Source organism: Microcoleus sp. B7-D4 (genome assembly GCF_036705125.1).
Classification (GTDB): domain Bacteria; phylum Cyanobacteriota; class Cyanobacteriia; order Cyanobacteriales; family Microcoleaceae; genus Microcoleus.
This window is the reverse complement of sequence record NZ_JAUBTT010000063.1, coordinates 1-19,699: the sequence shown is the minus strand read 5'-3', so window position 1 is coordinate 19,699 and position 19,699 is coordinate 1. Positions and strand designations below refer to the sequence as shown.

Here is a 19,699-nt window from a genome sequence, read left to right as displayed (position 1 = left end):
TGCCACAAGAGGGGTTGGATGGGGTTTTTGAGGAGGGTTTGTTGGTGCGGGATTTGTTGTTGCAAACGACGGATGAGTTGACTAATCTTTTGCGGGGTTTGAATGGGGAATATATTTTGCCGGCACCGGGTGGGGATTTGTTGCGGGATGGGGCTGGGGTGTTGCCAACTGGCAGGAATATTCACGCTTTAGACCCTTATCGGATGCCTTCTCCGGCGGCTTATGAAAGGGGGCGCGAAATTGCTCGAAAAATTATTCAGAAGCACGTTGAGGAACAGGGTAAATATCCTGAAACTGTGGCGGTGATGTTGTGGGGTTTGGATGCGATTAAAACCCGGGGCGAATCTATTGGTATTCTGCTAGAATTGGTGGGTGCTGAACCTCTTAAAGAAGGTACTGGTCGCATTGTTCGCTATGAGTTAAAACCGTTAGCTGATGTCGGTCATCCCCGGATTGATGTGTTGGGAAATCTTTCGGGGATTTTCCGTGATAGCTTTGTGAATATTATTGAATTGTTGGATGATTTGTTCGTGCGGGCGGCGGATGCTGATGAACCGGAAGCGGATAATTTTATTCGCAAACACGCTTTAATTTTGCAGGCAAAAGGTGTGCAGAATTATTCGGCAAGGTTGTTTTCTAATCCGGCTGGGGATTTTGGTTCTTTGGTTAACGATAGGGTTGTTGATGGTAGTTGGGAATCGGGGGATGAGTTGGGGAAAACTTGGGAAAGTCGCAATGTTTTTAGTTACGGGAGGAAGGATAAGGGGGAAGCGAGGCCGGAGGTTTTGACTCAGTTGTTGCAAGGGTGCGATCGCATAATTCAAGAAATTGATTCTGTTGAATACGGTTTGACTGATATTCAAGAGTATTATGCGAATACTGGCGGTTTGAAGAAAGCCGCAGAAAAGCAGCGCGGCAAAAAGGTTAACACGAGTTTTGTAGAAAGTTTTTCTCAGGATACAACTCCGCGCAATTTAGAAGATTTGCTGCGCTTGGAATATCGAACTAAGTTGCTAAATCCTAAGTGGGCTAACGCGATGGCAAATCAAGGTTCTGGCGGCGCTTATGAAATTTCGCAGCGGATGACGGCGTTAATTGGTTGGGGCGGAACGGCTGATTTTACTGATAGTTGGGTGTACGATCAGGCTGCTGATACTTATGCTTTGGATGAAGAGATGGCGAAGAAGTTGCGGGAGGCTAATCCTGAAGCTTTTCGCAATATTGTAGGGCGAATGTTGGAGGCTAACGGGCGGGGTTTTTGGCAGCCGGATGCGGATAAGTTGCAGCAGTTGCGCGAGTTGTATGAGTTGACTGATGAGAAAATTGAAGGGGTGACAGTGTAGTTTTTTTACTCTAAATATTTAACTGGTTCCTAGGCTCTGCCTGGGAACCGATACCCAGAGGCTCTGCCTCGCGCTTCCATGAAAATTGGAGGCAGAGCCTCCGGATCTGCGTTACCAGGCTCTGCCTGGTAACGAGCTGGGGGGGTAACAACCAGCCTGAAACCCATACCTTTGTAAGGATTGAGCCAATTCGCTGCTCAAAAAAGATAGGCAGCATAATTGTTACACGCTTGCCTATCTAAAAAATAATGATACCAACATTCTACCTCATTCATTTAAAAAAACAACTAAGTTCAGCTCAATTTAAACTGATTGGAATCTTGCTACCCTTGATACAATCAGAAAAACAAGTGAGATTAAAACGGCTCTCGCGGGTAGTTCCCTATCCAATTACAACAGAAAGTCGGCGTAGAAAACTACAAAGGTTTCTCGACTTGCCGAACTTAACTATCTCACTAATTTGGTTCCCATTAATTACTTATTGGTTGATTACTTATTGCCGTGTTTGTCAAACTTTATCAAGATCAATCGACCGCAGTCAATGGGGCCGCCTTAATCTCTTTATGGTTAGCCTGAGCTGGGAGCGAAGAGCAATTCCATTATACTGGTCACTGTTGCAAAAATTGGGAAACACTAGCTTCGAGTCACAGACTACCAATTTACAGCAAGTTTTACCATTATTTTCAAAATATAAAGTCATCGTTTTAGGAGACCGTGAATTTTGTTCTGTCGATTTGGGAAACTGGCTGAGGTAAAAGGGTGTATCTTTTTGTTTAAGACTGAAAAAGAATCATCTTAATCGAAACGTAATATTTAGTTTTGCAACGGTTAGATGAATTAGGAATAGTACCAGGCACCTCTTTATATTTTCAAGGTAAAAGAGTGAGAAAAACTCAGCCTGCTACTGGATTTGATGTTGCTTGTAAGTGGAAAAGAAACTACGGGGGATGGAAAGTGGATGAAGCATGGTTTATTCTCACAGATTTAGGGTCATTGCCGGCAGCCATCAATGCTTATAAGCAGCGGATGGGTATTGAAGAACTGTTCCGAGACTGTAAAACAGGAGGCTACGATCTTGAAGGAACTAGCTTAAAAGGAGACCGACTTATTACCATGATTTTGCTCATGACGCGATCCTACAGTTCGGGAATATTTCAAGGCACGGAAATGAGCAAAAAATGAGGGAGGGGGCTTTAGGTACTAATTTTTATAAATTTCAGTGAAAATACTGAGGTTTGTAGCTGTAGTTTGTGAAACCGAACCTGTTAAAATAATATTACCATCTGGATGAGTTTTCAATTAAAAAAGTTTGGGTTTTGACTGCGGGCGATCGCGGAATGCTGGGAGATGGTTGTATAGCAGCTAGAAGTATAAATCGGGGGATTCACCATGATCAACGATCCTTTTGAAGTCCAGGTGCAACATTTTGTAGCGCTTAAGTCCAAGTATCAAGCAACAAAATATGAAGATTCATCTCCTTGTAGTCTTCTGTATCTCATTCTGCGAAAAGCTGATTTAGAATGTGCAATTACCGACTTCGAGTGGGATTGGTTACTAAACCAAGAGCTTTTGGAAACAATAGAAGCTATCGAGCAAGAGCCAGTACGTAAGGTTGAAGAACGAAGAAAACTAGATGCTAAATTTTCTCAACTCAAGTCTAAGTTCAAAGTAGCCAGACATCGCGATTTACGGCTATCCAGTCCTTTGTATCCTATCCTTTGGAAACTTGACTCAGAAAATCAGCTAACTGACTTAGAAGTTAAATACCTGCAACAACAGGGGCTTACTGAAACAGTTGCTATCGTTGAAGAGATGGCGCGATTTGCTGCACTAAAGGCTAAGTACCAAGCAACTGAATATCCAGATTGTTCACTTGATAGCCCCTTGTATCAAATCCTCAAGCAACTGGATGCACGAGAAATATTAAGTGATGTAGAGGCTAACTGGCTGTTCAACAACCAACTGGTTGATACTCTAGAAATTTTTTGGCAACAAAAAGCTGTACGGGAAGCTGAGTTTGCCCAACTCAAGGATAAGTACAAAGCTAGTGAATACGCAGAAACATCTGTCTGTAGTCCGCTCTATCAAATCCTGAAAAACCTGGATGCAGATATGCAGTTGAGCGAGTCAGAACTTAACTGGCTAGAAGAGTATCAACTTAGCGAAACGCTTAACATTGTTTTGGAGATTGAACAGACACGGCACTTTGCTGAACTGAAAGTTAAGTATAAAGCTAATGAATATGAGGATTCATCACGATCGAGCCATCTTTATAAAGTTCTCAAAAAAATTGATTTAGAAAATCCGCTAGGTGAGCCGGATATTAACTTTCTGAAAAAGCGTAAACTAACTGAGACAATTACTCTGGCGCTTGACAAATATGCTGCTAGTCTCAAGTCCAAAATTCAAGCGGGAGAGCAGTTGAGTGAGGCTGATTTGGATTGGGTGAAACAGAATGGACGTGATGATGTAATTACTTTTGCTATTGAAAACTATGTTGCTAGTCTGAAATCCAAAATCCAATCGGGAGAGCATTTAAGTGAGGCTGATATTGATTGGCTGAAACAGAATGGACGTGAAGACGTAATTACTTTTGCCCAAGAAAAGGAATTTGCTGCTCTCAAGGTCAAGTATCGGATTATAGATCGTGATTTCCCTTTCGATCCGTTTTACGCAATCATGGTCAAATTGGAGAAAGAAGAGCGTCTAGATCCTGTGTTAGTTGTTCAGTTAATACAACAGGGACTTTTAGCTAGTCATGGAAAGATTGCTATGGCTTACCACAGGCTGGAAGCGCTTTTCTACGATCGGGAATATGAGCGCACTGGAAATAAATGGAACTTGCCCAACGCCAGCAGTCATTGGCGCAAGGCAGATGAACCGGAAAGTGCATTGAAGGTGACAGAAAATCTGGACTTCGACCAAATCAAAGAAAATAAGCTCAAGTCAGCTTTGCTAACAACGAGGGGCGGTGCTTTCCGAGATATTGATAAATTAGATGATGCACAAAAGTGCGCGCTAAAAGCTATTGAGTATCAGCCTCAGAGTCATCATCCTTACACTTTGATGGGAGCTATTTGTTATGAGCGGGGTCAATATTCACAGGGCGATGATTGGTTTAACAAGGCAATTAAACGCGGTGCTGAATCAGAAGATATAGATTCCGAACTCAAGCAGGTTGTCAAAAATGCTAAAGATGAGAAGCGTCGGGAAGTTGTGGAATATCTGCTGAAAAAAAATCCGCAGCGGTATGCTTGGGCTAAGTTTTATCGGAAGCGCCAAGGCGGTGAGGATGCACAGCGCAAGAATTCCTAGCGCGGGTATGGAGTCGAGTTTTTGGCCGATTCGACTCTTTAACCAAGACAGTCCTACTTCGAGCAGGGTAAGCTTTTCAAGTTAATCGCCGCGCCTCACCCACGCTGCAAAAAGTTCGATCGCGCGATCGACCCAACCTACAATTACAATAGTCACGGTAAAGCTTACAAATAAATGGCATTAGAACTAATTCAGGCTGTCGAACAAGCAGATTCTTCCGAAGGCTTGTTAAACGCAGTCAAAGCACTGGCGGCAGCTTCCTCAAAACAAGCAATTCCTACCTTAATTACAGTGCTCGGTTACAACAACCCAGGCGCCGCTGTTGCCGCCGTTGACGGGCTGATTCAACTCGGAGAAGCTGCGGTGCTGCCGCTTCTAGAACAGCTTGACGGCTACAATTACGGGGCGAGAGCTTGGGCTGTTCGGGCTTTGGCGGGAATTGGCGACCCCAGGGGTTTGGAGATTTTGCTCGATGCAGCGGCGAATGACTTTGCTTTGAGCGTGCGGCGGGCGGCGGTTAGGGGTTTGGGGACGATTTGCTGGGAATTGATGCCGGCAGAACAAATTGCAGATGCTCAACTTCGCGCTGTGAAAACGCTACTGCAAGCGTCCCGAGATCCAGAATGGGTGGTGCGCTACGCAGCAGCGGGGGGTTTGCAAGCTTTGGCGGGTGCTGCGACTGTTAAACCGGATTGGTTAGCGGAAGTTTCGGCCAGACTTGAGGAAATCACCCAAAGCGATGAAACTACTTCAGTTAAGGCTCGGGCTTTGCTTGCTAAGAAAATATTGTCACTTGGCTAGGGTTTGGGCGATCGTCTCTTCCAAGTCCCCTTGAGTGAGAGTCGTTAATATAAAGACTTCTTGTACGGTTTTGCCCTGTCTGGCGATGATTTTAAATCCCCCGCGGATGGGTACTGACACTCTTAATGTCATGCGGGGGATGTGTCCTTTAACTTTGTTGATGACCCCAGGTGTGACTGTTTGAATGCCCATTTTTAGGGTGAGGCGCTCTAAAATTGGTATCAAACCGGGAAGGTGGGTAGAGTGATTCCAAACAAGGCGGCCTTTGGGTTGTGCGTTCATAAATATTTAACCAAATTCAACATACCCAGTCTAAGCCACCCCTGGGGGGAACCAATTTGAAATTCCCTCAACTTATGTATCCATAACGTTACTGTGCGTGTCATTGCGAGCAAACCGAGGCAATCTCAAACCGAGATTTTTGATTGCTGGCGCGCAAGCTGAGATTTGATGGCACAGAATTGTCCTGTACTTTTTGATGTTGTGGGTTGCTAACTGTCGGTTTTTCTAGTTGAGTGGCGATCGCCGCGAGCATTTCTGCTAGGCTGCAAGGTTTCTGGAGATAGCCGTCTGCTTTGAGTTCCAGGGCTTTTTCCATTTCGGAGGCTGTCATAAAAATAAACGGAATGCTGGCAGTTGCAGGGTGCGATCGCACGGCTGCGAATACTTCAAAACCGTTTAGTTCCGGCATCATGACATCAGACAAAATTAAATCGGGAATTTGGGCAGCTAACTGGATACCAACTTTTCCATTTTCAGCGCCTACAGCTTCAAAACCGCGCGATGCCAGAAGTTCTAATACGGTTTCTCGAATTAAGTTATTGTCTTCAATTACTAATATTTTGGTCATTGTTGTTACTTTTATGTTGGTTTTATTTTTACTTGTATGTTAAATTTATACCACCCGTATTTTCATAAATTCAAGTGGGCTATTGCAGCGACCCAGTTTTCGCAGCGCCCAAGCGATCGCGCTTCATCAAAATCTTTCATAAATCACTAAAACAGATTAAGAAAAATATCATGAAATTTATCAGCCCTAAAACAGACTTTGCCTTCAAAAAAATCTTTGGTTCCACCGACAGCCAAGACATCCTCATCAGCTTCTTAAATGCTCTAATTTACGCCGGTGAGCCAATCATCCAAGACTTGCAAATTATTGACCCTTACTCGGCTGCTACCGTTAGCGGACTCAAAGATAGTTATTTGGATGTCAAAGCTCGAATTACCGGCAACAAGACGGTAATTATTGAAATGCAAGTTCTGAATGTAGCCGCTTTTGAAAAACGAGTCATCTACAACTTAGCCAAAACCTATGCCAACCAACTCAAAATTAGAGAAGGTTATCCGAGATTAAAACCAGTAATTGCTTTGACGATTACCGATTTTGAAATGTTTAAAGAACAACCTGATGTTATTTCTCATTTCGTTTTCAAAGAAAAAGAGAAACTATTTGATTATCCCCATCTCCAAGTAGAAATGTTTTTTGTCGAGTTGCCGAAGTTCAAAAAAGAGTTAGATGAACTCACAAGTTTGACTGATAAATGGATTTATTTTATGAAGCACACTCCCGATCTAGAAACAATCCCAGCCACAATGGAAACAGTTCCAGAACTAGAAAAAGCTTTTCAAATTGCCAATGAAGCTAACTTAAGCTTGAAAGAGTTCCAGGATATGGAAGCCCAAGAAGCGGCGATCGAAGAACAGCGGGGAATAGTTTCTAGAGGTATAGAAGAAGGTTTGGAGCGAGCTAGGGCTCAATTGATGCAAGAAGGCCGTCAAGCAGGGATGCAAGAAGGCCGTCAAGCAGGGATGCAAGAAGGGATTAGAGCAGGTCAAAGAGCATTAATTTTGCGTCTGCTGGAGCGACGAGTAGGAGCCGTAAATCCCGATGTAGTTTCGCGGATTGGGGAATTATCGGTTGAGCAATTAGAGAGTTTGGTAGAGGAGGTAGTCGGATTTTCTAGTTTATCCGATTTAATGGTTTGGTTGGATAGAGCAGAATAAGAGAGAGAGCGATCGCTGTGAGGTTTTTTTAGGTCGATCTACTTATAAACAGCGATATTCACAAATTTCGGGCGATCGGGTAAAATATAACTTAGTGTATCGCTATTAAGTGAGGAAAAAGATATGTCAGAATTTCTCGACTTTCTCCGACATCAGTTTGCCTACGTTGCCATTGGCGAATTTAAACCAGGAAAATTTGAAGCTGCAGAACAACTTTTTGAAAAAGCCGTTGCAACTTATGCCACAGGTTTTAAGGGAGCATACCTGCTGCAATTGCCCAATACAGACAAAGGTATTGCCATCATTTTTTGGGAAAGTGTAGAAGATATGGCAGCCAATCAAAGCGAAGCTTATCAGGAAATATTGAAGCAGATGGCGCCTTTGTTTGCGAAAATACCAGACACTGATGTTTATGAAATAGTCAGTGAAATTCAGCCCAAGGGTGAATAATTAAAAATCATGCAACCGGCGCGTCATTCCCATTCCCATCGGCGTCTTTCGCCCGACTCCGCTATAAAGCGCAAAATCTGCTAAAGTGTTAATTTGCTTGATAGTAGCAGGAGCTATATCTCCCATAATTCGGTAACTAATATCGCCGACGCAGCCAATAAATTTACTGCGAGAATCCGTACTAACTTCTGTTCTGATATCGAAGAAACTGGGAAAAATAGCTTCTGTGAAAGTAGGTTCGATCGCAATCCGGCTGTACTTGTTCCAGCGATTCGCTAAACTGCCGAAAATACTTTCACGAGTGGGCATAGCACTATCATATACACCTTGCCGAAAATTAGTAGGAGTGCAAAAACTAAAAGCAATTTGGCGCTCAGTTTCCGAAGCTTTATCGAACAATTCGGCGTAAGTACAAAAGTTTACCCAAGGCTGGTTTGATTGCGGTTCGCTCAAAATATTAGTAATGTATATATTTGTCGGGCCGAGATGCCAAGGGCGAGCGAAATTAAGTTGCTGCCAAAGTTGAGTTAGGCGATCGAACAAACTGTCATCCAGCAGAGAAATTCGCCACCAAATCGGCGTATTTTCCTGAATTGCTTGCTTGTGTTCCCACTGTACAGCCGGAGATATTGTGCGGGAAGCCGGAGGCAAAACTCTCTTTTGTGGCTGGGGCGTACTGCTTTTGTAAGCCTCTTTTCTGCTTACTTGAAAAGGGCTTAAAGTGAAAGCTTTTTCATGAGATTGGTCGTGCAGGTACGCGCTCAAATCGCTGTCTACAGCACCCACAAGGTTCAAAAATAAAGCGTGGAGATGCCGTCCCGTTAAAAACTGAGATGGAATTGGTGCAACTGGCTGCAGGTTTAAAACAAGGCTGTGGGGCATTTTTAAATTATATACTGTGTCTGTATCGCCTTTCTCAGTAACATGAGGTGCTCTGGCGGGCATAGGGCATAGGGCATAGGGCATAGGGCATAGGGCATAGGGCATAGGACTCACCCCATACCTCACCACGCTTGAGAACTGCTATATATATGTTCAGCTATAGCAATCCTAAATGATTCGTGTAATTCTTGTAGGGGCAATCCCCCCGTGGTTGCCCCGATAGATAGGGGGTAGGCACGGGGAGTAGGGGTAGCACTACCCCTACATATTTATCTGAATCATTTAGGATTGCTATATATGTTCAGCTATAGCAATCCTAAATGATTCGTGTAATTCTTGTAGGGGCAATCCCCCCGTGGTTGCCCCGATAGATAGGGGGTAGGCACGGGGAGTAGGGGTAGCACTACCCCTACATATTTTTACAAATGATTTAGGATTGCTATAGTATTAATATTACAGCTAAGTTGCAACGCCAGATTAAGGAATTTTAATCACGTAAGGTGCACAGTGTGCACCCTACGTTTAGGGGAATTTGTGCGTAAGGTGCACGCTAGGTTTAGGTGGTGATATTGAGTGCGGTAAATTTTTAGGCGATCGAGATTTCGGGCGACAAATAAACATCTTGAATGGCGTGGAACAATTTTACGCCTTCTTCAAAGGGACGCTGAAAAGTTTTGCGACCGGAAATTAAGCCGCATCCCCCAGCGCGCTTGTTGATTACCGCCGTGCGAATTGCTTCTGCAAAATCGCTTTTCCCGGAAGCACCGCCGGAGTTAATTAAACCCATCCTTCCCGCATAACAGTTGAGCAATTGATAGCGAGTTAGATCGATCGGGTGATCCGTTGTTAGATCCGAATAAACGCGCTTGTCGGTTTTGCCGTAACTGTGCTCGCTAGCTTTAGCAACTGCTGCATAGCCGTTGTTGCATTCGGGCAATTTTTGCTTGATAATATCAGCTTGAATTGTCACTCCCAAGTGATTTGCTTGCCCGGTTAAATCTGCCGCAATGTGATAATCTTGGTCTTGTTTAAAGATATCGTTGCGGAGGTAGCACCACAGAATAGTCGCCATTCCGTATTCGTGAGCCTGTGCAAAAGCTTGACTAACTTCTTGGATTTGCCGCGTCGATTCCGGGGAACCAAAATAAATTGTTGCTCCGACTGCTGTTGCTCCCAAATTCCAAGCTTGTTCTACAGAAGCAAACATTATTTGGTCGTATTGATTGGGATAAGTCAGCAACTCGTTGTGATTGAGCTTGACAATAAAAGGGATTTTGTGCGCGTACTTGCGAGATACGCTTCCCAAAACTCCCAGCGTTGTCGCGACAGCATTGCAGCCTGCAGAGATTGCTAGTTTGATGATGTTTTCGCTGTCAAAATAAATGGGATTTGGTGCAAAAGAAGCGGCCGCCGAGTGTTCGATTCCTTGGTCTACTGGCAGGATGGATAAATAGCCGGTATTCGCCAAGCGTCCGCTAGAATAGAGTTGCTGAAGCGATCGCAAAACTTGAGGAGATCGATCGGTTTGAGCAAAAATGCGATCGACCCAATCCGGGCCCGGCAGGTGCAAAAAATCTTTAGAAACTTTTGCTTCATGGGTGAGCAAGTCTTCGGCTTCGTCGCCCAGCCAAGACTCGATGGAATTGGGAACTGATAGTGTAGCTGTCATAAAAAATCTCAGTAAGTGCGAAACTCAGTGGCTTTAGCCCTGAGAGGACAATGACACTTCGGCTACGCGAGCGTGGATCACACAAGCGGTTTCAACCGCATTGAATCTTTCTTTACCCATTACCGCCTTGGAGTTGTTCAATTTGGTGTACTTTTGTAATGCACTTTCGCGCTTGACAATTACCATCTCAAACTTCCCAACCCTGTACGCATAATGGTTCGCTCAATTGAGCCTCCCTTTCGGGGTAATGTTAGCTTGTCGGTCAATGTTTTAAGAGCTTTTTCGACCTGCAACACTGTTTCAGTGACTTTAAAACTGTTTAATTGCAGATGACAGAGCAAGGAACTAGCTACGCATTCCGGGGTGTCGTGACTCAAAAAACGTAGTCAATTAAGACTTAGGCTGGTCAGTACAGCTTGCAAGAATTTCTCTTACAAGCTCAATCCCTTTAGGGTTGAGTTACTGACGCAGATTTCCCTCTCAATTTCAATTGCAGGCTGATGATTGCAGACATTAGCCTTGGTGATATTGTAACGAAAAAATCATATTTTCCATCCCCTCAACGATAGACCCAGTTTTTAACAAGTTAGCGACAACAGCAGCTAGGACGCGCTACTCTATAATAAGCTGGCAGTTCAGCCGGATCGGCGCTGCCAGCGATCGCCGCTCGACTCACAACTTTGCCATCACAATGTCAAATACTTACTTCGATTCTGAAAACGCTCACAAATCCTTCGAGATGCCCGGTGCCAGGCCGCATTACAATCCCGATCGCCCTGGTCAAGTAGAACACATTTTCCTCGACTTAGTGCTGAATATTCCCAAACAAAGCTTTCGCGGCACTTGCAGCATCCGCATCAATCCCGTCCGCAGCGGCATTGACAAATTAACCTTAGATGCGGTCAACTTGAACATTGAATCGGTAAAAGTTGGCGAAACCGAGCAAAATTTCGACAGCGACGGCGAAGTGCTGCAAATTCAACTGCACGAACCAACAGAAGCTTACCAACCAATTACTATTGCGATCGAATACTCGGTCGAAAAACCCCAACGCGGCCTTTATTTCGTCGGCCCGGACAAAAACTATCCAGACAAACCAACACAAGTTTGGACTCAAGGCGAAGACGAAGATTCCCGCTTCTGGTTTCCCTGTTTCGACTATCCCGGACAGTTGGCAACTTCGGAAATTCGAGTGCGAGTTCCCAGGCAACTTTTTGCCATCTCCAACGGTGAATTAATTAGCACAAAAAACGACGGCGACGAGAAAATTTATCACTGGTCGCAAACCCAGGTACACCCGACGTACTTAATGACCTTAGCAGTCGGAGATTTCGCCGAAATTAAAGACGAATGGAACGGCAAACCAGTTAATTATTACGTGGAAAGAAGCCGCGAAGCAGACGCTAAGCGCAGCATGGGCAAAACGCCTCAAATGATTGAATTCTTCTCGGAAGCATTTGGCTATCCTTACCCTTTTCCCAAATACGCTCAAGTCTGCGTCGATGATTTCATCTTCGGCGGTATGGAAAATACTTCGACAACTTTGCTAACAGATAGGTGCTTGCTAGACGAACGCGCCGCCCTCGACAATCGAGGTACTGAAAGCTTAGTCGCCCACGAATTGGCTCACCAATGGTTCGGTGATTTAGTAGTAATTAAACATTGGTCTCACGCTTGGCTGAAAGAAGGCATGGCTTCTTATTCCGAGGTGCTGTGGACTGATAAAGAATATGGCAAAGAAGACGCGGCTTACTATATGTTAAATGAAGCCCGCAGTTATTTAGCAGAAGACAGTTCCCGCTACCGCCGCCCGATGGTTACTCACGTTTACCGCGAAGCCATTGAATTGTACGATCGCCATTTGTACGAAAAAGGTGCTTGCGTCTATCACATGATTCGCGCCGAGTTGGGCGACGAATTATTTTACAAAGCAATTCACACTTTTGTGCGGGATAACGCTCACAAAACTGTAGAAACGATCGATTTGCTCAGGGCGATAGAAAAGGCTACCGGTCGCAATCTCATGTTTTTGTTTGACCAGTACGTTTATCGTGGCGGTCATCCAGATTATAAGGTTGCTTATTCCTGGGATGGTGACAGCAAATTAGCAAAAGTTACTGTCACTCAAACTCAGGTGAAAGATAGCAAAAATGGCAACGGCAACAGCAAAGATGTCTTTGACCTAAAAATTCCGATCGGCTTCGGTTACAAGCCAGAAAAAGAAGCAAACGATGACAGTTGGGCACGTTCAACCCCGAACCTAAAAACTTTCACAGTCCGAGTGCATGAGCGCGAGCAAAGCTTCTATTTCCCTCTCGAAGAGAAGCCTGCATTTATCAGTTTTGATGTCGGCAATAAATACTTAAAGACTGTTGTTTTAGAGTATGGAATTGCGGAACTAAAAGCTCAGTTGCAGTTCGATCCAGACCCGGTTTCGCGGATTTACGCTGCCCAAGCTGTGGCGAAGAAGGGAGGGCTGGAAGCGGTGAAAACGCTGTCAGAAGTTCTCAAGAAAGAGCCGTTCTGGGCAGTACGGGCAGAAGTTGCCGGTCAGTTAGTTGAAATTAAACTCGACCAAGTTTTTGAAGGTTTAGTAAGTGGTTTAAAAGATAAAGATGCTCGTGTTCGTCGCGCTGTGGTGAATGCGCTGGGTAAAATCCAAACTCACGAAACTTATAAAGCGCTGAGATCGATCGTCGAAAAAGGCGACGACAGCTATTATGTAGAAGCCGCCGCAGCGAGTGCTATGGGCTCAATTGCAGCGGCTAACCCCGACGAAAAACCGACCGACGAACAGGTACTGAAAGAGTTAAAATTGGTGCTCAAAGAGCGTCAGGGGTGGAATGAGGTAGTGCGATCGGGTGCGATCTCCGGTTTGGCGCAGATGAAAACTTCGGAAGATGCGCTGAATTTAATATTGAAATACACAGCCGCCGGTACTCCGCAAGCTTTGCGCTTGGCTGCAATTCGAGCTTTGGGTACAATTTCGAGTGGTCAAACCAAGGTCAATTTAGAACGGATTTTGCAGCGATTGGCAGAATTATCTAAAGAGACGTTTTTCTTGACTCAAGTCTCTGTAGTAGCGGGATTAGGACAAATGCAAACTCGCAAAGCCATTCGCATTTTGCGTTCTTTAGCTGACCAAACTCCCGATGGTCGCGTTCGCCGCATGGCTGATGAAGCTGTGCAGAGAGTGCAGAAAAATGCTGGTTCTGATGCAGCGGTAAAGCAGTTGCGGGAGGAATTAGACCAGGTGAAAAAGGAGAATCAAGATTTGAGGAGTCGGATGGAGAATTTGGAGGCTAAGGCGAAGAAAGATTAGGTGTAAAACCCCATACTGGCGCAGATAAAGGCAGATATTGGCGATCGGCTTTTATCTGCTTGTCGGTAGAGGATTTCGCGCAGTTATTATAATAATATTATTGTTCAGTGGGAGTGCAGGGGAATTTCCTATTTTCCACAGAGGGGAAAAACCAAATATCTTTATTCTCCACTTTGTTGTCTCAACAGGGGAATTATCTAGAAGGTGGATGCAATTTTTATTTTTGAGTTGTCAACTGTTGATGAAGTTGCAGTAGCTTTTTCACCCTGAAATATTGCAGAAATTATGAGTATAAGAACCGCTGTATTGATAGAGCAATCGGGGGTAATTCCCTATCGCATTCAAGACGGACAAATTGAAGTAATGCTGATTACTTCTTCGGCTAGCAAGCGCTGGGTGATTCCCAAAGGATTAATTGAACCTGACATGACTCCCCAAGATTCCGCCGCCAAGGAAGCTTGGGAAGAAGCAGGTTTGTTGGGTAAAGTGTTCCCGGATTTGCTAGGAACTTACGAGTATCAAAAGTCCGGCTGTACTTGGCTGGTAGGAGTATTTTTAATGGAAGTGCAAGCAGTTCTGGAAATTTGGCCCGAAGCTACCAAGAGAAAGCGGCAGTGGGTAAGTATTCCTAAAGCAATTAAGCGGGTTAATGAACCGGAACTCAAACTCATTTTAGCCGATTTGCCTAATAGGTTCTGGTGAACAATACCCAGATATCCGACTTATTCACAAAGTCGGGTATCTAAGACTTCTCGACAAGCTGGAATCGGAAGTGCAGTCAAAGTTCAGCAATGTTAAGATTAAAATGTGCGCGATTCCAGGAGTCACTTACCAGGATTTAAGTCGCCAGACAAGATTCCGCTATACGTTTCTCAAGTGGCTTGGCTCATAAGACCCGATCGCGATCGAGTTCAAAAGGAGAGAAACTCATGTTTGACTACAAACTTGTTGGCAGTAAACTCCATGAAGTCATTAACTCATAATTTATGTTATAATTTAATTCTAGCTTCGTTTACCATAATAAATTGCCTTGGATTATAACTTTGATTGGAATCCAGCCAAAGAAAAGCAAAATATTCGCAAGCATCAATTAAATTTTCGTTTGGCATCAACTGTTTTCCGCGATCGTTCTCAATTAACAATATATGATGAAGAACACAGTCAATCGATTTTAGATTTTAGATTTTAGATTTTAGAGGCGACCCCACGGATAAATGCGGGGGCTTGAGGATTTTCGATTTTAGATTTTGGATTGATTCCACGGATAAATCACGTGGCGGGTACCACCTTTGAAATTCGTGGTCAAGATGAAGATAGATGGATTACCATAGGCTTAGATGAAACAGGAACTTTAAGGGTTGTCATCCATACCTTTGAACAAACCGATCGCACCTCCTGTATAATTCGGATAATTTCAGCCCGCAAAGCTAATTTGACTGAAACCCAAGCTTATCAAGAGAGGAAATTATGAAATCAGAGTATGACTTTTCTTCATCAGAGCAAGGCAAGTTTTACCATCCTGATGCTACGTTTCATTATCCCATTTATCTCGAACCAGATGTCGAGGAATTTGTGACTAAAATTGCTGAGCATAAAAAGATTGAGGTTCAAGTTTTGGTCAATGAATGGCTGAGAAATAACATTAAACTAATTCAAAGTATTGAGTAGGTGAGAAACCCGGTTCCTTTTCTCAAGTGGCTTGGCTCATAATGCCCGATCGCTATCGCTCCCAGAAGGAGATAGGATCATGTTTGACTATAAACTTGTAGAAAGTAAACTCCATGAAGTCAATCGATTTTAGATTTTAGATTTTAGATCTTAGAATTGAAGACTTGACCCCACGGATAAATACGTTCGGCAAGTTTCATCGGATACAGGTTTTTTATTTCCCAGGTCCTGAGTCTGCGAAGGAATGAATGCGGGGGCTTGTACCCTAGATGCTTTCGGTCATTAACATCGTGAAACCACAACTGTCAGACACTCAAATAGAATTTATGGTTTCAAATATTCAGGCGGGCGAGTGGAATCTGGCGTTAGAGACTTTGTGCGATATTCTCATTGAAGAAGAAATTCCCATAAATTTAAAGGTTTATGAACTTTGGCAAGAAGTGGGCAATATCTTGAACATGGAACGGGAAACTTGGGAGATGTTAAAAGTCCACGTAACTCTTTGAGAATAGAATATGTAGATGCGATCGCTGCAAATCCCAGAGAAATTGCAGCAACAAGTCCATAAGCCTGAATACAGATTAAGCGTTAGCTGAGAGGAAAGGAATACTTTCGGCTAAGTTATCCTTAACTTCTATTCCCTGTTTTCTCGCCCAAAACTGGCTTAAAAAGTGAATTTGCCGCAAGCCGACAACTAAATTTAAACCGGGTACAAAAATCCACCAAACTGTTAGCGGTTCTTTGATTCCTTCTTGGCGGTACAATTCGTTAACTGTGTTGTAAAGTTTGAACTGCACGATGTAAATCCAAGCAATACCCAGCAAGGAAAACCAACCAAACCATCCGGGAACGTCAGGGTCGAATATTCGCAAAGCTTGGGGGACGGCTACTCCTAAAACAAAAGGAAGCAAGCAAAGAGTTCCCGACCAACCGCTGCCGTTATAGCGACGCAATTCTTCTTGAATAATCCATTTGTACCATCCGTAATATAGCAGCAAGCTGACTGCCGACAGCAAAATTAGTCGCCACAAAGAGCGGGGTTTACCTAAAGGTTTGTCGGACATATTTAGATGTAAGATATGAATTGCTATCTTGATTATATTAACATTTGTTAATTATTGCAAAATCATTTCTCGAATCGATCGCGCTGTTGCAGGGGCCAGCAGAACACCGTTGCGATAGTGGCCGCTGGCGATGAGAACGCGATCGTTACCGGGAAGCGTCTCAATAATGGGGGCCGGCCGCCCTTCCGGCCGCGGGCGCAATCCTGACCATTTCCTGATGATTGAGGCGAATGCTAAGCCCGGATAAAGGGATGTCGCCCTCGCCATCACTTGCGCCAACATATCAGCATTCGCCTGAATTTCCCCGCCATTTTCGGAAAACTCCACCGTCGCCCCCACCCAAAATTCCTGATTTCCCACAGGGACAATGTGAACGTCATCGCAAGTAATTACCGGGCTAAAATCTGGGTTTCCTACAGGATTGGGCGTCAGCAAATGCAGCGCTTGTCCCAACACCGGGCGAATGTCAACCAACTGATTTAACGATGCAGTCACAGCAGCAGAACCCAAACCAGCCGCCACAATTAGTCGATCGAAATTTTCAGCAACAGGCAAGATGCCTGTTCCACAAGACTTATTGACAGCAATGGAAGATGCGAGTTGAATCTCAGACACCTGAGAATCCAACTCAGTAATGCCTTGAACTTCCACTCCAAACTCAAAATTAACTCCTTTGAGTTTAGCAGCCTCAACCAAAGCCAAAGTTAGCGCCGTCGGATCGACTTGTCGGTCTTGAGGCGAATAAATCGCAGCAATAATCTTATCATTTAAATAGAGATGAGGGCAGCGACATCGCACTCGTTCCCGATCCCAAAGTTCCAATTGCCAACCTTGAGATTGGCGAGTTGCTATCAACTTTTCCCACTTACTTAAATCCTCTCCCTCCGAACAAAGCATTAAAATTCCCTGTTTGTTAAAAGGAATTTTTCGCCCTGTAACTGCTTCCAATTCAGGAATCAAAGTTTCGTAGCGCTGAAGGCTGGTTTCCCTCAACTGCCAATTTCTGCCTTTAGTTTTGTGGCTGATAACTCCCATCAAAACACCGAGTGCAGCGCCAGTCGAACCTTGTGCCGGCGGCTGTTTGTCGAACACAGTAACTTTCAGTTCGGGAAATTGACTTAGTTCAAAGGCGATCGAAGCCCCAACAATACCGCAACCAATAATTGCAACACGAACCATTCAATTTTAGATTTTAGATTTTAGATTTTAGATTAACTGCTTCCTAGGTTTTGTCCATATAAACCTTTTTCGGACGGGCAAGATGCCCGCCCCACAAGAAAACTAATTCTTTCTTTGTGGAACAGGCATCTTGCCTGTTTTTGACAATGATACGCCCCACAAGAAAACTAATTCTTTCTTTGTGGAACAGGCATCTTGCCTGTTTTTGACAATGATACGCCCCACAAGAAAACTGATTCTTTCTTTGTGGAACAGGCATCTTGCCTGTTCTTGACAATGATACGCCCCACAAGAAAACTGATTCTTTCTTTGTGGAACAGGCATCTTGCCTGTTCTGGATGCCAGATGTGAGTTAAGGCTAGTTAAGCTTTAGGAATTAGCTGCAAGAAGGTATCGAAATCATTGACAGCTTTTTGATAGCTGGCCGTGACTTTTGCATAGTCAAGCTCTTTAGCAGCAAGGTCAATGTTAACCAAATCGGTAAACAAACTCTTAGTTAAATCAACAGCTTGCTGTTGAGAACTAGGCAACAAACTCCCAGAGACGGTTTTCATTACATTCCGCAAGTCGCCTAGAGGCCCGTGAATGTAAGTTCTGGTATCAACCCAATTCCGTTTTTGAATTAGGGTTCCCAGTTTATCCATGCGCGATCGCAACTCTGTCAGGGTAGGAACATAACGCTGAATTTGCTGGATCTGGGCTGCTGTGTAAGTCGTTGGAACTTTTGCTTCGACACTACTGCAACTAACCAGAAATGCCATCAAAAACGCCATCATCAAGGCAAAAATTGAACGGGGACGAGTCATGTCGATTTTAGATTTTAGATTTTAGATTTTAGATTGCTCGTTGCGAGCGGGCACAGGGCGGGTACGGGGTTGCTCGTGTTCGTTCCAAGGCTCTGCCAGGGAATGCAGCTCGGCGATGAGCTGGTTCACTGACCTAGCACCGAGAGTTATGTACAAAATATTATTTTACCTCCTGGCGGCGCAGAAAAGTTATCACAGCATCGCCAACTTTTTCTGACCAATGTTCTTGAGGATAATGCCCCGCTTGTTCCAGTGTGACTAACTCTGCATTTTGCAGGGAACCGACTAGCTTTTTAGCAGGTTCAACACTCAGCCAAGGGTCTGTCAAACCCCAGACAAATAAAGTTGGTCGAGTCCATGCTTTCAAGCCGGATTCAATTTCGGCCATTGACTGCGGCAATTGAATATTGCGGACTGTATTCATCAGCGATCGACCTGCATCCGAACTCTTCAAAAACGGGCGACGGTAAACATCTAAATCCTTGTCTGATATTGTCTGGCCGCTGCCACCTTCGAGAGTTCTGTCAACCAAAAGCGGGTCTTGCGTCATCATATCGCCAATAAAAGGCAGCCCCAACTGCTGCATTTTCCAAGGCAATTTTATATCTGCTGAAACTGGTGTATTGATGACAGCTAAACGCTCAATTTTATCTGGATTCCGCAAAGCGTATTGAATACCGGCTGAAGCTAAAAATCCTTGGACAACGAGGTAAAATCGGTCTAATTCTAGAGCTTGAATAAAGCCAGCGAGGGCGTCAACAAAAGCATCGGGAGTGTAGGCAAAGTCGCGCTTGTCTGGTTTTGTCGATCGCCCGTAACCCACCCAATCTGGGGCGATCGATCTAAATCCCTGGGCCGCCAAATCCGGCATCATTACAGTCCAGGTAAAACTCTGGGACGGCAAACCGTGCAGCAGCAGTACGGGCGGTTTACCAGTTTCGTTAACTGGATTTGTTTCCCGATAAAACCATTGCAGCGGGCCTACTTCAACTATTTTCTCATCAATTGACATTATTTTACTGGTTATTTATCAAACAATAAGGCGGGGATTACCCGCCCTACTTACCTAATAGTTGGGTGTACACAGAGTACCTTATACCAATTTTTTATGAGGCCCCGTAGAATCCGATCCCCCCTAGCCAAGAGGGCGGGCACGGGGAGTAGGGGTCGCACCGCCCCTACAAAGGGGGGGACAA

Annotated in this window: 21 protein-coding genes; 12 read left to right on the top strand and 9 right to left on the bottom strand. The window is 44.4% G+C overall.

Annotated features, from left to right (window positions below; genetic code table 11):
- The 4 genes from QUB12_RS23820 to QUB12_RS23805 all read left to right on the top strand — a co-directional run.
- A partial coding sequence (locus QUB12_RS23820) for a cobaltochelatase subunit CobN (RefSeq protein WP_333308631.1) occupies positions 1 to 1,343 on the top strand: 1,343 nt, incomplete at its 5' end.
- A gap of 819 nt (positions 1,344 to 2,162) precedes the next feature.
- A complete protein-coding gene (locus QUB12_RS23815; RefSeq protein WP_333300904.1) occupies positions 2,163 to 2,525 on the top strand; it encodes a transposase in 363 nt (120 codons plus the stop codon).
- Between the two features lie 207 nt (positions 2,526 to 2,732).
- Positions 2,733 to 4,658, top strand: a complete 1,926-nt coding sequence (locus QUB12_RS23810; RefSeq protein ID WP_333308629.1) for a hypothetical protein — start codon at positions 2,733 to 2,735, stop codon at positions 4,656 to 4,658.
- 174 nt (positions 4,659 to 4,832) lie between these two features.
- The gene (locus tag QUB12_RS23805; protein ID WP_333144465.1) at positions 4,833 to 5,459 is read left to right on the top strand and encodes a HEAT repeat domain-containing protein; all 627 of its coding nucleotides are present in this window, start codon (positions 4,833 to 4,835) and stop codon (positions 5,457 to 5,459) included.
- On the opposite strand, the gene QUB12_RS23800 is transcribed toward QUB12_RS23805, so the two are convergent.
- Together QUB12_RS23800 and QUB12_RS23795 are read right to left on the bottom strand one after the other, a co-directional pair.
- Positions 5,448 to 5,741: a DUF2103 domain-containing protein gene (locus tag QUB12_RS23800; RefSeq protein ID WP_333144464.1), complete on the bottom strand. Its 294-nt coding sequence runs from the start codon at positions 5,739 to 5,741 to the stop codon at positions 5,448 to 5,450. The two genes, QUB12_RS23805 and QUB12_RS23800, sit on opposite strands and share 12 nt — an antisense overlap.
- A 100-nt stretch (positions 5,742 to 5,841) precedes the next feature.
- Positions 5,842 to 6,309, bottom strand: coding sequence for a response regulator (locus QUB12_RS23795; protein ID WP_333144463.1), 468 nt, complete (start codon positions 6,307 to 6,309; stop codon positions 5,842 to 5,844).
- Positions 6,310 to 6,479: 170 nt separating this feature from the next.
- Between QUB12_RS23795 and QUB12_RS23790 the strand changes: the two genes are divergently transcribed.
- Both QUB12_RS23790 and QUB12_RS23785 read left to right on the top strand, forming a co-directional pair.
- On the top strand, positions 6,480 to 7,463 hold the full coding sequence (locus QUB12_RS23790) for an Rpn family recombination-promoting nuclease/putative transposase (protein ID WP_333308627.1): 984 nt from the start codon (positions 6,480 to 6,482) through the stop codon (positions 7,461 to 7,463).
- A 123-nt stretch (positions 7,464 to 7,586) separates the two neighbouring features.
- A complete protein-coding gene (locus tag QUB12_RS23785; protein ID WP_333107428.1) occupies positions 7,587 to 7,913 on the top strand; it encodes an antibiotic biosynthesis monooxygenase in 327 nt (108 codons plus the stop codon).
- On the opposite strand, the gene cas6 is transcribed toward QUB12_RS23785, so the two are convergent.
- Together cas6 and QUB12_RS23775 are read right to left on the bottom strand one after the other, a co-directional pair.
- On the bottom strand, positions 7,914 to 8,795 hold the full coding sequence (cas6, locus tag QUB12_RS23780; protein ID WP_333144461.1) for a CRISPR-associated endoribonuclease Cas6: 882 nt from the start codon (positions 8,793 to 8,795) through the stop codon (positions 7,914 to 7,916).
- A 586-nt stretch (positions 8,796 to 9,381) separates the two neighbouring features.
- Complete coding sequence (locus tag QUB12_RS23775) at positions 9,382 to 10,464, bottom strand: class I fructose-bisphosphate aldolase (RefSeq protein WP_333144460.1); 1,083 nt, start codon at positions 10,462 to 10,464, stop codon at positions 9,382 to 9,384.
- 691 nt (positions 10,465 to 11,155) lie between these two features.
- Between QUB12_RS23775 and QUB12_RS23770 the strand changes: the two genes are divergently transcribed.
- The 6 genes from QUB12_RS23770 (at position 11,156) to QUB12_RS23750 (ending at position 15,960) form a co-directional block, all read left to right on the top strand.
- The gene (locus QUB12_RS23770) at positions 11,156 to 13,786 is read left to right on the top strand and encodes a M1 family metallopeptidase (protein ID WP_333144459.1); all 2,631 of its coding nucleotides are present in this window, start codon (positions 11,156 to 11,158) and stop codon (positions 13,784 to 13,786) included.
- A gap of 285 nt (positions 13,787 to 14,071) precedes the next feature.
- Complete coding sequence (locus tag QUB12_RS23765) at positions 14,072 to 14,488, top strand: NUDIX hydrolase (RefSeq protein ID WP_333144458.1); 417 nt, start codon at positions 14,072 to 14,074, stop codon at positions 14,486 to 14,488.
- 328 nt (positions 14,489 to 14,816) lie between these two features.
- Positions 14,817 to 14,975: a BrnT family toxin gene (locus QUB12_RS37625; RefSeq protein ID WP_333144457.1), complete on the top strand. Its 159-nt coding sequence runs from the start codon at positions 14,817 to 14,819 to the stop codon at positions 14,973 to 14,975.
- A gap of 84 nt (positions 14,976 to 15,059) precedes the next feature.
- Positions 15,060 to 15,257 (top strand): BrnT family toxin, encoded by a 198-nt coding sequence (locus QUB12_RS23760; RefSeq protein WP_333144456.1) that lies wholly within the window; start codon positions 15,060 to 15,062, stop codon positions 15,255 to 15,257.
- Positions 15,254 to 15,454: a hypothetical protein gene (locus QUB12_RS23755; protein ID WP_333144455.1), complete on the top strand. Its 201-nt coding sequence runs from the start codon at positions 15,254 to 15,256 to the stop codon at positions 15,452 to 15,454. Before QUB12_RS23760 ends, QUB12_RS23755 begins: the two co-directional genes overlap by 4 nt.
- 269 nt (positions 15,455 to 15,723) lie before the next feature.
- Positions 15,724 to 15,960, top strand: coding sequence for a MafI family immunity protein (locus QUB12_RS23750; protein WP_333238746.1), 237 nt, complete (start codon positions 15,724 to 15,726; stop codon positions 15,958 to 15,960).
- 75 nt (positions 15,961 to 16,035) lie between these two features.
- On the opposite strand, the gene QUB12_RS23745 is transcribed toward QUB12_RS23750, so the two are convergent.
- The 5 genes from QUB12_RS23745 to QUB12_RS23725 all read right to left on the bottom strand — a co-directional run bounded on the left by QUB12_RS23745 (position 16,036) and on the right by QUB12_RS23725 (position 19,515).
- Positions 16,036 to 16,518: a hypothetical protein gene (locus QUB12_RS23745; RefSeq protein WP_333144453.1), complete on the bottom strand. Its 483-nt coding sequence runs from the start codon at positions 16,516 to 16,518 to the stop codon at positions 16,036 to 16,038.
- Positions 16,519 to 16,569: 51 nt separating this feature from the next.
- The gene (locus QUB12_RS23740; protein ID WP_333144452.1) at positions 16,570 to 17,697 is read right to left on the bottom strand and encodes an FAD-dependent oxidoreductase; all 1,128 of its coding nucleotides are present in this window, start codon (positions 17,695 to 17,697) and stop codon (positions 16,570 to 16,572) included.
- A 43-nt stretch (positions 17,698 to 17,740) separates the two neighbouring features.
- Complete coding sequence (locus tag QUB12_RS23735) at positions 17,741 to 17,956, bottom strand: hypothetical protein (RefSeq protein ID WP_333300906.1); 216 nt, start codon at positions 17,954 to 17,956, stop codon at positions 17,741 to 17,743.
- A 103-nt stretch (positions 17,957 to 18,059) separates the two neighbouring features.
- Positions 18,060 to 18,503 (bottom strand): photosystem II protein PsbQ, encoded by a 444-nt coding sequence (psbQ, locus tag QUB12_RS23730; protein WP_333144450.1) that lies wholly within the window; start codon positions 18,501 to 18,503, stop codon positions 18,060 to 18,062.
- 160 nt (positions 18,504 to 18,663) lie between these two features.
- On the bottom strand, positions 18,664 to 19,515 hold the full coding sequence (locus tag QUB12_RS23725) for an alpha/beta fold hydrolase (protein ID WP_333144449.1): 852 nt from the start codon (positions 19,513 to 19,515) through the stop codon (positions 18,664 to 18,666).
- Positions 19,516 to 19,699 lie beyond the last annotated feature (184 nt).